This is a genomic window from Pseudoalteromonas sp. A25, from assembly GCF_009176705.1.
In the GTDB taxonomy this organism is placed as follows: Bacteria; Pseudomonadota; Gammaproteobacteria; order Enterobacterales; family Alteromonadaceae; genus Pseudoalteromonas.
Map to the genome: position 1 here is coordinate 1,953,421 of NZ_AP021846.1, position 13,359 is coordinate 1,966,779.

Annotated in this window: 12 protein-coding genes; 10 read left to right on the plus strand and 2 right to left on the minus strand. The window is 40.1% G+C overall.

Translation table 11 applies throughout. From position 1 onward, the window contains the following. Positions 1–142 precede the first annotated feature (142 nt). The 6 genes from GDK41_RS08265 to cspE all read left to right on the plus strand — a co-directional run bounded on the left by GDK41_RS08265 (position 143) and on the right by cspE (position 5,418). The gene (locus tag GDK41_RS08265) at positions 143–1,837 is read left to right on the plus strand and encodes an NAD-dependent malic enzyme (RefSeq protein WP_152085961.1); all 1,695 of its coding nucleotides are present in this window, start codon (positions 143–145) and stop codon (positions 1,835–1,837) included. 101 nt (positions 1,838–1,938) lie between these two features. Further along, the gene (locus GDK41_RS08270) at positions 1,939–2,754 is read left to right on the plus strand and encodes an ABC transporter substrate-binding protein (RefSeq protein ID WP_232056435.1); all 816 of its coding nucleotides are present in this window, start codon (positions 1,939–1,941) and stop codon (positions 2,752–2,754) included. 55 nt (positions 2,755–2,809) lie between these two features. Continuing rightward, complete coding sequence (locus tag GDK41_RS08275; protein ID WP_152085962.1) at positions 2,810–3,523, plus strand: SIMPL domain-containing protein; 714 nt, start codon at positions 2,810–2,812, stop codon at positions 3,521–3,523. A gap of 110 nt (positions 3,524–3,633) precedes the next feature. Next, the gene (locus GDK41_RS08280; protein WP_152085963.1) at positions 3,634–4,269 is read left to right on the plus strand and encodes a sulfotransferase; all 636 of its coding nucleotides are present in this window, start codon (positions 3,634–3,636) and stop codon (positions 4,267–4,269) included. A 77-nt stretch (positions 4,270–4,346) separates the two neighbouring features. Then, a complete protein-coding gene (locus tag GDK41_RS08285) occupies positions 4,347–4,919 on the plus strand; it encodes a tRNA-(ms[2]io[6]A)-hydroxylase (protein ID WP_152085964.1) in 573 nt (190 codons plus the stop codon). Between the two features lie 289 nt (positions 4,920–5,208). Next, complete coding sequence (cspE, locus tag GDK41_RS08290; RefSeq protein ID WP_070985466.1) at positions 5,209–5,418, plus strand: transcription antiterminator/RNA stability regulator CspE; 210 nt, start codon at positions 5,209–5,211, stop codon at positions 5,416–5,418. Between the two features lie 207 nt (positions 5,419–5,625). Here cspE and GDK41_RS08295 read toward each other — a convergent pair whose 3' ends face one another. Next, complete coding sequence (locus tag GDK41_RS08295; protein WP_152085965.1) at positions 5,626–7,248, minus strand: methyl-accepting chemotaxis protein; 1,623 nt, start codon at positions 7,246–7,248, stop codon at positions 5,626–5,628. A gap of 206 nt (positions 7,249–7,454) precedes the next feature. On the opposite strand from GDK41_RS08295, the gene GDK41_RS08300 reads away from it, so the two are divergent. Next, complete coding sequence (locus GDK41_RS08300; RefSeq protein ID WP_152085966.1) at positions 7,455–8,528, plus strand: porin; 1,074 nt, start codon at positions 7,455–7,457, stop codon at positions 8,526–8,528. Positions 8,529–8,538: 10 nt separating this feature from the next. Continuing rightward, complete coding sequence (locus tag GDK41_RS08305; RefSeq protein ID WP_152085967.1) at positions 8,539–8,946, plus strand: phosphate ABC transporter substrate-binding protein; 408 nt, start codon at positions 8,539–8,541, stop codon at positions 8,944–8,946. Between the two features lie 46 nt (positions 8,947–8,992). On the opposite strand, the gene GDK41_RS08310 is transcribed toward GDK41_RS08305, so the two are convergent. Further along, positions 8,993–11,419 carry a hypothetical protein gene (locus GDK41_RS08310; RefSeq protein ID WP_152085968.1) on the minus strand — a complete coding sequence of 809 codons (2,427 nt, stop codon included), beginning with the start codon at positions 11,417–11,419 and terminating at the stop codon, positions 8,993–8,995. Positions 11,420–12,065: 646 nt separating this feature from the next. Here GDK41_RS08310 and GDK41_RS08315 point away from each other — a divergent pair. Beyond that, the gene (locus tag GDK41_RS08315; RefSeq protein WP_152085969.1) at positions 12,066–12,449 is read left to right on the plus strand and encodes a response regulator; all 384 of its coding nucleotides are present in this window, start codon (positions 12,066–12,068) and stop codon (positions 12,447–12,449) included. Beyond that, complete coding sequence (locus GDK41_RS08320) at positions 12,446–13,351, plus strand: AAA family ATPase (protein ID WP_152085970.1); 906 nt, start codon at positions 12,446–12,448, stop codon at positions 13,349–13,351. The genes GDK41_RS08315 and GDK41_RS08320 overlap by 4 nt, the downstream gene beginning before the upstream one ends. Positions 13,352–13,359: the final 8 nt, after the last annotated feature.

Genomic DNA, 13,359 nt, shown 5'->3' on the forward strand with positions numbered 1-13,359 from the left:
CTGTACGGCCCTGTTTACAGACAGAACGTTCTTTGGACAGGGCTTTTTACATTGGTCTGATGTGAGTGAAATTCATTGAAATTTAACCACTTTGGGCAATAATGAACTCTCAGCCTATAAAAATGTGTCAAAACTTGTAAATATGACTAAACAAACAGATCCTAATTATTTATACATTCCATACTCTGGTCCCAATCTTTTAGAAACGCCTTTATTGAATAAAGGAAGTGCATTCAGTCAGCGTGAGCGTGAAAGCTTTAATTTGGCAGGGTTGCTGCCTCCTCGTTACGAGACCATTGAAGAGCAAGTTGAGCGCTGTTATCAGCAATACTCAAGCTTTAGTGACAACCTAAACAAGCATATTTACTTAAGGGCGATTCAAGACAATAACGAAACGCTTTATTATCGCTTGGTGCGCGATCATTTAGAAGAAATGATGCCTATTATTTACACCCCGACAGTTGGTGACGCATGTGAGAAGTTTTCAGATATTTATCGCAGCTCACGTGGCTTATTTATCTCTTATGAAGAGCGCCATCAAATAGACGATATTTTACGAAATGCAACGAAAGGCAAAGTGAAAGTGATCGTCGTCACAGACGGTGAGCGTATCTTAGGCCTTGGAGACCAAGGTATCGGTGGCATGGGAATTCCAATAGGTAAGTTATCGTTGTATACAGCTTGTGGTGGTATTAGCCCAGCTTATACTTTGCCGGTGATGCTAGATGTGGGCACCAACAACGAGAAATTATTGGCAGATCCTATGTATATGGGGGCGCGACATAAACGTATTGAACAGCATGAGTATGACGAATTCTTAGAGCTGTTTATTAATGCTGTTAAGCGTCGCTGGCCTAACGTACTTTTGCAGTTTGAAGATTTTGCTCAACCAAATGCTATGCCGTTACTTAAGCGCTATCGTAACGAGATCTGTAGCTTTAACGATGATATTCAAGGCACGGCATCTGTTACTGTTGGTTCATTGCTTGCGGCCTGTCGGGTTAAAGGCGCTAAGCTATCAGAACAAAAAGTGGTGTTTGTTGGCGCAGGTTCAGCCGGCTGTGGTATTGCTGAGCAAATTATTAGCCAAATGGTGGCAGAAGGCGCAACCGATGAGCAAGCACGTAGTCAAGTCTACATGGTAGACCGCTTTGGCCTGTTAACTGAAGGCATGCAAGATCTGCGTGATTTTCAAGCTGCGTTAGTGCAACAAAAAGATGCGTTAAGCGATTGGTCTTATAGTGGAGACTACGCCTCGTTGCTAGATGTAATGCATTGCGCTAAACCAGATATTTTGATTGGTGTATCTGGGCAACCTGGTTTATTTACCGAGCAGGTTATTCGCGCTATGCACAATGGCTGCGAGCGTCCGATTATTTTCCCGCTCAGTAATCCTTCTCGCCAAGTAGAGGCGCACCCTAAAGACGTTATCGAGTGGACTGATGGACAAGCAATAGTAGCAACTGGCAGCCCGTTTGAGCCTGTTAGTTACAACGGGACTACGTTCCCAATTCCTCAGTGTAATAACAGCTATATTTTCCCAGGGATCGGTTTGGGTGTCATTGCTGCAAAAGCAACAAGCATTACAGACGCCATGTTGATGGTTTCGAGTGAGACATTGGCTGAGTCATCACCATGGGCTAATACTGGCAAAGGTAGCCTATTACCTGCGTTAGTTGAAATTGAGCCCCTGAGTAAACGTATCGCGTTTGCGGTTGCTAAAAAAGCAATGGAAGAGGGCGTAGCTTTAGAAATGGCTGATGACGCAATATGGGCAGCGATAGAGAAAAACTATTGGCTGCCAGAGTACCGTAATTATAAGCGTCGCAGCATTTAATTAATCATAAATAGAGCCAGCATTATGAATGCTGGCTTTTTTGTATCTATATTTAATTGAGAACCAAGGAGGTGAGATTACATTTTTACGATGAGAGCTGTATGAAATATCTGATACGAAGCGTTTGTTTTTTAGTTTTTTTTGTATCCAACTGCTATGCATTGGTTATCGACTTAGCGTCTGATTATGACCCGTCAAAAAGCAACGAGCCTACCGACGCTGCTATGGTGATGTTGTTGAAAATCCAAAACAACCTCGATGGTAAGCTTATATTTAATCACATCCCAGCAAGCAGAATTAGAGAGTGGCGTGAATTGGACAGCCATCCCACAACATGTCTTTACAATAAAGCGAAAACGCCAGAGCGTGCAAAACAAGCCCTGTATAGTAGGTATCCTTTTACTGCTTTTCCTGCTAATAGGATAATTGTTAATAACCCACTTTCCTTGCCAGAAAGCCTATCAATAGAAGAGCTTGTAACAAAACATGGGTTACAGCTAGGCGTTGCAAAAGGCCGTTCATACGGCCACGAAATCGACCGTATGCTTTTAACATTAAAAGATCGAATATTTATAAATGAAGGAGCCAATAGCGCGGCTCGTCTAAGAAAAATGTTGTTGCAAGGTAAGCTCGATGCAATTATTGAATATGGTCCAGTATTTAATTATGACTTTCCAGATAGGTCGCAACAAAAAGGCATCACCTTTCATAAAATAAAGGGGGCGCCAGAGGCAACATTTGGTTACTTTGTTTGTGCCAATTCTGAAGTTGGTCGCCAAGCAATATTTTTATTTAACCAAGCAATGAATAACAAACAATTACAACAGGAAATCATTGATTTTCATAAAAATTTGTTTTTTGAGCAAGAAAGTAATTTTATCAGGCAATCGCTAAGCACACAGTTTCTCGTTCAGTGATGATTAATAGTAGTATGATTCAATACTGCTATTCCCTAACTAAAGGATTTTTATTATGCGCATGTTAATAAGCACCGTAGCCGCTTCATTGTTTTGTATGAGTTCATTTGCCAGTACCGTACCAGACGACCCTCATCTCTATGTACAAGGGCACGCAAAGGTAAAAGTACAACCTGATATAGCGACGATCCGAGTCGCAATAGTAGAGAAGGGTGAGCAACTTGTGCAGGCAAAAAAGAAAGTAGACGAAATTATGGCAAAAGCCATCAAACTAGCTAAAGGGTTTGATATTGAAAAAGACGACATTCATGCTGATCAACTCAATGTGTATCGTCAAACCCGTTACAACCGCAATACCAATGAAGAAGAGTTTGAAGGGTTTAGAGTGACGCGTAGTTTGACAATGACGTTAAAAAATATTGAAAGCTATCCAGCGCTTTTACAGGCTCTCGTTGATACAGGGATCACTGAATTCAATAACACAGAGTTTAGTGTAAGCAATAGAGAAGAACTCGTTGACAGTTTAAAACTCAAAGCGATTAAAGATGCCAAATTAGCAGCTAAAGAGCTCGCTACGGCGTTTGAGGTAGAGCTTGATAAACTTTATTCTGTGTCTTTTTCACCCATTAACGCTCCCGTAGCGCCTTATTTACGTCAGGCTCCTGCCATGAGAATGATGGACTCAGAGTCTGGTAGCTATAAAGAAGCCTATAACACCGGCGCAATCACCATTGATGCTGAGGTTTATGCTATCTACTTGCTTAAGTAAGCATGAATAACTTTGCAAATGATAGGCGACATTGGGCGCCTATCGCATTTGTAGCGTCTTTGAGTATAATGCGCTCTTTGTTATTTGTTGCGCGCATTAAGTAGAAACTCATGAGTCGTAAGATTTTTATAGTTGGTTTACCAAGAACGGGCACCACGAGTATTTGCATAGCTTGTTTAGAGCTAGGTTATAAAACTGCGCATACCGCATATACTAGGCAAACTTTTGAAAATGCACAGGTATTGGCCGATACACCAATTTTTAATGATTATCAGCGCCTATCCGAAGTTTACCCAAATAGTCGATTTATATATTTAGAGCGTGATCTACCATTGTGGTTGCCTTCAATATCTCAGCTATTAACAAGAATGACGACAAACCTTTTAACGGCTGAAGGCGGCTTTAATGAAACCATCAAACGTTGTTATTTAAATACGTTTAAAGGGCTAACCCCTGAATTAACGACCAACTATGATTACTTAAAAAACTGTTATGAATTGCATAAACAACAAGCAAAGTCATTTTTTAACGACAATGACTTAGAGCACATAGACCTTAACATAGCTCATGCTCATGCTTTAGATAAGCTAACAGACTTTTTAGGCGTGACAACTCATAAGCTTAAGCTAATGCCATTTACGAATATAGGGGGAAAGGTGACAGCTTGGAATAATATTCGCCACCCGCTAAAAGTTGAATCTACACGAAATGGTAAAGTTGACAAAGATTCATTGCTTATTACCTAACAAACTTGGCCACTTTGCCTGATAGCTCTAATAAGATAGAATGCACGAAATTTTTTGCATAATAACTTTATTTAGCTATGTTCGAACTTAAATATCACACCCCATTTGATTGGACGCATAAAGTACTAGAAGATTTTGGTACTTTTTTGCAGGACCACGCAGCTGCTGAGAAAAAAGCATCTGGCATGGCTATGTCAATGCTTAGTCATTATCCTGATAGGATCAAATTGGTTAAGGCCATGACAGATTTAGCCATCGAAGAGATGATACACTTTAAACAAGTTTTAAAGTTACTTAATGAACGTGGCATTACATTAGGTAATGATCAAAAAGACCCTTACGTTAAAAAGATTCGAGCGCTATTTAGAAATGGCCGAGATGAATTTTTGATAGACCGTTTATTAGTTGCAGCAGTGATAGAAGCGCGTGGTCATGAGCGTTTTTCTTTAGTTGCCGAAGCGCTTCCTGATGGCAAAGAAAAAGACTTTTACGTTGCAATTGCAAAGTCTGAAGAAAAACATAAAAACTTGTTTGTTGAACTGGCTTACGAATATTTTGACAAGCAAATGATTGACGAACGCTTAGAAGAAATCTTAATTGCAGAGGCAAAAATCTGCGAAGAAATCCCTTTTACAGCGGCTCTGCATTAATTACACAAGTGAAGCAAAAGTGACTTGGTGGAACCGTCGAGCAGTTATCCACCAAGTTGGTTAAAAAATAACAAAACACAGAAATAACTGAAAAAATTAGTTGACTTACCCTTATAATTCTATATAGTGGGTCCCAGCTTAAAAGTAAGAATATATACACACTCCATTTCGAAGCGTTAACGTTAGTACCTCCGTCCTGTAGTTTTTAAATATCATTTATTTTTTGTGCTATTCCGTCTGACTCTGATGATAGTCAGCATTTTAAAATTTAATTTACAGGATAGATATTATGTCTAACACAGTTACTGGTACCGTTAAGTGGTTCAATGAGTCTAAAGGTTTTGGTTTTATCGCACAAGAAAATGGCGCAGACGTATTTGCTCATTTCAGCGCAATTAAAGGCGATGGTTTCAAAACTCTTGCTGAAGGCCAACGTGTAGAATTCACTCTTGCTCAAGGCCAAAAAGGTCCTCAAGCAGAGAACATCGTTGCACTTTAATTTTTAAAAATTAAGTGAAACAAAAAGGCAGCATAGGCTGCCTTTTTTAATGTCAAAATTTTAGTCCAAATTCTCTTCAAATTATTAATCAATAGAATAGATAGAACAAACACAAGCTACTGCTAGCAATTTACTTTTACTCTAAATGTTTCCCAGAAAATAAAAAACGCTCAATGGAGTCATCGAGCGCTTGATAATCTTAGCTAACTAAAGCTTAAACTTAGATGTTGAATCGAGTAAGTTATCCGAAAGTTTGTGTAGGTTCTGTGCAACATCACCCACTTGCTGTAACGCCTTCATCGTCTCTTCAAATGAGCTATGCATATTAGAAACGTTATCAACAACCATTGCAGCAACCGATGTTTGTTCTTCTGTTGCGGTTGCTATTTGAGAGTTCATTCCATTGATAGCCAATATTTGCTCTGAAATTAATTGGATTGAATTACCGGTTGCTTGCGCAGCTTCTGCATTGTTGGTGGCCATGTCTCTTGCTGTATTCATAGCGTTCACTGAATCTGATGCGGCTACTGTTAGTATGTTGATCAGTTCACGTATTTCATTTGTTGATTTAGCGGTCCTTGATGCAAGCTCTCGTACTTCATCAGCTACAACCGCAAAGCCACGACCTTGCTCGCCTGCACGCGCAGCCTCAATGGCTGCATTCAAGGCTAGAAGGTTGGTCTGCTCCGCAATCGAGGTGATCACATTCAAAATCTGTGTCACATTTTGGGTGTCGTCCGCCAGCTTGTTAATCGTAACAGCTGCTTTATTAATCTCTTCACTTAAATCTTGAGATTGTGCGACTGACACGTTAATTTGCTTCAAACTTTCATCTACTGCGTTTTCTGCCAGTTCTGCTGCTTGAAAAGCTGACGCCGCAGACTGCGATATGTCGCCGACACTTTGCTTCATTTCTTCCATTGAGTTTCTAACAACTTCAGCATCGCTAGATTGCTGCTGAGTAGCGCGCTCTGCAGATTCCATCCCTTGTACTAGCCGAGTGGAGTTTTCCATTAGGGGTTCTACCACTGCAATTACATCTTCTACCGTGCCGCGTAGTAAATTGATAAACGCGTTGAAATTTTTTGATACCTGGCCAATTTCATCAGCAGAAGACACTGTAAGTTGTGAGCTTAAGGAGCCTTTACCTTCAGCTAGTAGATGTAAATTATCTGCAGCTTGGCCTGCGGAGGAGCTTATGCCTCGGGCAATCATTACTGCAAGTACAATAACCAATGCTAAAGATATAACCGCCACAATAAACATCATAGTAAGCGCATCATCCGCGTTAGACTTAGTATTGTTTATCAGCTCAGAAAACCGCTCATTGGCGCGCTGTTTATCATCATTAAGGGTTTTTAATACGCTATCAAATAGGTCACTTTTTTGCTTGGCGATTTGCGGCAATTTGGCAAAGTCTGCGGTGCCGTCAATCATACTTGTCGCTATTTGCCTTGCTATCTTGCCGTACTCTTGTAAATTACGAACGGTACTCGATGTTGGAAAGTTTTCATTCAGCAAGGGCACTTGCTTTAAGTTTTCTACTAATTTTTTTTGCGTTGCTCCTGCTTTACTAATCAACTCAGCATCACCAAAGGTAACCGATTGGGTGTATGTTTCGTCGAGTGTTTGCATTGCAGTAACATTTTCGGATGTTAATATTAATAGCTTGTATGTTTGATTTTCTAATTCGTCAAGTGAGCGCTGATTCTCCAGTAAAGAGGTGTAGTTAATCATTACCAATACAATAAATGCTGCAACTGCAACTATGGTTATCGCATGGATTTTTTTTGAAATACTCATATTTTTAAAATGCAATAAGTTCGACATATAACACCTTGTAATATAACAATGTGACAACCTAAGTTGTGTTGTTCCTTGCCAACTACCTAATTAAAGGCGTGGCTTTCGTTATTTGGCACTTTCCCCTAAAGATAAGCTTAGCCATATTCCAATTTTTATCAATAAAACTTTCTTTTTCGGAGGTTTAACTATACTTAGCTTGCCAATAACTCATAAATTAGGCGGAGCTATCTATGAAACTAAAAGCTACTCTCTTGGCCGCTGCTTTGTGCTCTACAGCAGCTCATGCAGAGATTAATATTTCGGGTTTTGCAAGTATAAACGGGGGTAAAGTGCTTAGCGGTACGGGCGCGCCCCAGTATGGTATTGAGCCATCATTTCTTGCTGACTACCCAATCGTTAGTACCTACACAGAGGATTTTTCCTTTTCACCTGAATCACTTATCGGTCTGCAAGTAACTGGAAACTTAGGAGATGGACTGAGTGTAACTGGGCAAATTGTTGCACGTGGTGCGAATGACTATGATGCAGAATTTGAATGGGCTTACATATCTTATGAACTAAACGACAGTTGGACATTACAAGCCGGCAAGAAGAGATTACCACTTTTTTATTACTCAGATTTTTATGATGTTGGCTATGCCTATGTATGGATGCGACCGCCCGCTGACAACTATACCTGGCAAATTTTTAACTACGAAGGGGTTAATTTACTTTACAATGGCTCAGTAGGAGATTGGGGACTGTCAGCCAATATTTACACTGGTAAAGAAGATGATGAAGAAAATAAACTGCTTTCAGACTTTTTCTTTAGAGCTCCGACGCGCGAAATTTGGGAAGATATTTTGGGCGGGGTTGTTAACTTAAGCCATGACTGGCTTGAAATTCGATTAACTCACATGCGTTACACTAACAAACGGTTTGTAAATGGTGAGCCAACCATGTGGAATGGAAAAGATAGTCGAGACGGTAAGTTCTATGGCCTAGCGGTTAATGCCGATTTTGGTAACTTCTTTGTGCTATCTGAGCTCAATCGCTTATCTTTAGATACCGATTTTGATACGTACATGTTAAGTGCAGGCTATCGCTTTGATGAGATCACGCCTTACATTATGTATTCAAACTATGAACAAGACGGCGAGGGCGATACTGAAAAACACGATACTACAGCGATAGGTGTGCGTTGGAACTTTCATCCCTCTGCTGCATTTAAGGTGCAATATGACAGAGTTAAAGACGATTCATTTGACTTTGCCGTTGCTGGTGACAGCAAAGCAATTACCTTTGGTGTTGATGTAGTATTTTAGGAGCTAAGCGATGAAACATTTTATTTATTTTGCACTTTTAGCGCTAAGCGCTCATTCATATTCAGCAGTGTCGGTGATTGTTCACCCAAGTAATAGTAGTTCGTTTGACGATTCGACAATTAATCGAATTTTCACAGGAAAAGAGAAGTCATTTAGTAACGGTAACAAAGCTATCCCTATCGGCCAAGATACAGGAAACCCGATCACAGAAGAGTTCAATACTAAAGTACTTAATAAGTCATCTGCGCAACTAAAGGCTTATTGGTCAAAATTGATATTCACAGGAAAGGGCACGCCTCCTAAAGAAGCGGCAAATGATGCTGAAGTGATCCAAAGCGTCTCATCTAACCCTGACACAATCGGTTTTGTATCTTCAAGCGCCGTAACGGGTGATGTGAAGGTTGTTAAAGAGTTCTAATTGTTAGAACTTAAAAAACTCGCTCTTTTGAGCGAGTTTTTTATGCTTACTTATAACTTATTTGGATTGAGACAGATTGCGATAAATCAGAGAGGTTACCTGCAAAATCTTGTGCATATAATGCATAGCTTACAGTTCCTTGTGGAGGCCATGGATCTTCGAAATAATTATCACTAGTGTGGGTATACATTTGGCCGTTTCTAATAATTTTATATAGTTTTATCCCATTGTTATCTTCACTCATTTGCCAATGAAGTTTTACGCCATATTGACCATTAGACTCAATAGTTAGCAATTCTGGAGCGCGAGGAGGCTCACTGTCGCCAGCCTTTGTAACAATAGTCTGGCTAGCAACGACAGAGTTAGACATTTTTTCTACTGCATCAACTCGATACTTTAAATCAACATTCAATGGTTGCCAGTGGTCTTTAAATTGTTCGTCAGTGGTATGGAAAATCAGCTGTTCATTTCGGTAAATTTTGAATACTACCGAGTTTAAAGAATCATTAAGCTGCCAATTTAACATAACACCATTGGTGTCGAATAAAGGGCTGGATATGACCTCAATAGTTGGAACTGGGGTTGGTTCGGGTTCCGGTTCTGGTTCTACAATTGGTGGAGGCGTGACTGGGTCGCTCGGTGGTAAAACAATGGGCTCATCAACGGGGCTAATTGTTCTTTCACAGTTAGCCCACCAACATGGATTTTGCTCCACAAAAGATAATACTGCATCAAATTTTACGGCATCTTCTCGAGTCTGAGCTTGATACTCTTTAAGTGGAAAAGCGCCCCAGCGGTCCCACCGGCCGGTGCTTTCAAACACCATAAATAACCCAGCGCCTGAATCGCGCCAATCACTTAGGTGATCAATAAATGCAGTTGCCATTCTTGCATCGCGATTAGCAGCTAAGAACAAAGATTCATTAATAGCTTCTCGTCCTTCGCGACTATCACCAGCGTACGTTAAGTGCTGACCACCTTCGTAAGCTGCGAGCATCAAATTATACTGTTGTGCAAGTTGAAGATTTCCCGAAATATTTTCTTTGGCTTGTGCCAAAGCACCATTTGCGGGTGCCTGCCACCAAGCAGGTTCATCTGCGTTATAGGTTAGTGATCTTAATAGGTCGCTATACAATTCGGTAAACAGGTTATCAACGCCAGTTACAGGATCAGCGGCCCAAGAGGTTAAAATATCTAAGTAGCGTTCATTAGCATAATAACCAGCAAAGTAACTTCCTACCGCGAGTATATCCATGTTTTGCGCGCATTGTTGATTTGTACCAGAGGCATAAATAGGGCAACTAAGTGCTTGCTGATTTATCCAAGGCACGCCAGCTTGTCCACCCATTACACATTTTACTCTAGATGCTTGTTCAGCAAACTCTTGCTTTACAATGTCACACATTTGAGCGCTGCGCATACCGTAGTAATTCATACGATATTCGATGTCATGATGATGCGTATTTGGCCACATTTTTTTACCTTGCTCTTGCATATACAAGGCATCATTTATATAGGGCCATGCATTGTTCCAAATTTCGTTGCCCAATTCGATGTAAACATCAGACTGGTTATCAGTGGTCAGCTTAAGCAAACGAGCAAATTGCTGGATATAATCATCATTGACACGAGCGGGTAGGTTATACCACCCCTCTGCTTTGAGCTTATTAGACATTAATATTGCAACCTCTAGCGGGGTGCCGCCTTTAAGCCCCCAGCTAGCGTAATCATATTTAGGCCGTGCACTCCAGTTCTCAATAGGATTATCTATCGTATTTAGCAACTGCATAAAACGTAAGGTTCTAAACTGCGACATATCCTGCAAAAATAATGGATGAAAAACGCGTTGCATATAACTTTGTTCAAAGGGGATGAACATATTTGGTGAGTCACAATCTTGGGCACTTAGTGCATAGTCGGTGAGGGCGGTACTGCAACTCCCGCCAGGTGCAATAATACGAATATTGCGAATATGGTCACCAAGATTATTTGGGTCGGTGCTATGTATTTGTAAATGAAAATAGCTGTCTTCAGTCATGCGTACCACATCACGACCCGGTGAGGAGCTCACCAATTCAGGTCCCGAATAGCGCAGTTCACCTTCGCCTTCATACAGTACAACGTACTCGCCTTGGGCATAATGCGGATTATCATGGAAGATAATGGTGGTTACATAATGAAACGGTGAATCATCAGTCATTGGCGGTAACGAGCGTGGCCAACCTTGTTCATCTAAATCAAGCAACAATTGATCGCCTGTATTGTATTCATAGGTGCGGGCATTACTGGTGGCCCAAAGCTGTCCGCTGCCATTGGAGGCATGCTTCATAACATCAATGGTGGTCCATTGGCTCGACCAATAATTAAGACCAGTTAGGTTAATACCTACGCCAGAATTAGCGTTGCTCGCTACTGAACTAACAGATACGCATGTAAGCATAGGCAATAGAGCGTTTTTAATTAGCGTTTTCATTTTTTGACCATTGCAATTGACCATATTTTAAGCTTATTACACACCATGTAATCGGTGTATAAGCTCAAAGGCTGGTTTTTAGTGCAAATTAGGTAAATGGTGTTAAAAATAGAGTTAAGAAAAAACAAAAATCCATACTTTAGGGTTATATTTTAATAGCTACAGGAGCTATTATTTGAAATCGCATAAAATCATCGAGACCGAATATAAGCGCCTTTATCCGGTTTCATATGTATGACGTAATGGTCGTATTAATGGCTGAGCAGTTGAAGATGTTCTGCCTGCAAAGAGCAAGCAAGCGTGATGAGTTTAAATGGTTTGTTGATCAAAGTGCTTATCAAGTTTAAAAAATTTAGCTAAGCGTAGAGTAAAAACCTTTAATATTGAGAGTGTTATTACTAGACATTCTAAATACCTACTTAATTTAACATAATATAAATTATAGGTTGTTATGTTCATGCATGCTTTATTACTTCCCACTAAAATAGCGCATCCCATTTTTGAACCTCATAAAAGTCCAATACTAGACGGTATCGGACATATTGTATTTTTATTCATTAACTCTGAATTGTCATGCCAAAGTTATTGAGCTTGTGGTTTTGATGTCTTAGTATGTTTTCATACAAACAATATGAAGTATCGCAATATGGAATTCGTTAAACCACTGGAGCCAATATTAATAATCGATGATTCTCAAGACATCAGAGATTATCTTAGTAACATTCTAACCGATTTAGGTTTTGAAGAGATTTTCGAATCAAAAGATTTTGAGTCTGCTAAAAGCTTACTGATCAGCAACCCTCCTAATGTAATCTTCCTTGATATTGAACTTCCTGATACGGATGGCACACAAATCTTAGAGTTTATTAATGACCATTACCCAAATACACACGTTATTATGTGCTCTGGTCATAATAGTCTTGAAAATGTACAAAACACATGGGAATTAGGTGCTAAGGGATTTATCGCTAAACCTTTTAACGCCAAAAAAGTTGATACAGTATTAAAACGTATAGAAATGATTGCATGAGCCTTCAAATAAACAATATCACTTCGCAGTTAGCTCATGTTATTTATGGTAAAGAACAGCAAATAAAGCTCGCGGTTTGTTGTTTACTATGCCGTGGTCATTTATTAATTGAAGATTTACCTGGCATGGGTAAGACAACACTTTCCCATGGCTTGGCTGATGTGCTCGGTTTGAGCTATCAGCGAGTACAATTTACTAGCGATTTGCTACCTGGAGACGTTTTAGGCTCTGCTATTTTTAACTCTGTTGAGCATCAATTTCACTTCCACCCCGGTCCAATATTTAGTCAAGTTTTGCTAGCAGATGAAATAAACCGTGCTAGCCCAAAAACACAAAGTGCTTTACTTGAAGCTATGGAGGAACGTCAGGTTACAGTTGATGGTGTTAGCCACCCTTTACCCGAGCCGTTTTTTGTTATTGCTACTCAAAATCCACTTCATCAAGCAGGCACGCACCCCCTGCCCGAGTCTCAATTAGATCGCTTCTTGATGCGAATTAGCTTAGGTTACCCAAGTGAAGATGCAGAGAAAAAACTAATCCTTGGTATTAAGCAGCAGTCTGTAAGTCATATTCAGCAAGTTGTTGACAGTGATGCTTTAAAAGAACTTCAAGCACATATTAATGATGTTAAGGTTGCTGAGGTTGTCGTTGAATATATCCTTGCCTTGGTACGATACACCAGAGAATGCGGTAAGTTTACAGATCCACTATCTCCGCGTGCAAGTATTGCACTTGGTAATGCGGTTAAAGCATGGGCTTTAATGGATGGTAGAGATTATGCGACGCAAGATGATGTTCAAGCCGTATTTGGTAGCATAGCAGCCCACCGCTTAAATATTCCATGCCATTTGCAAGAAAAAGTAGTATCGGACATTTTATCTGAGGTTGAAATACCACTTTGATGTTTGGC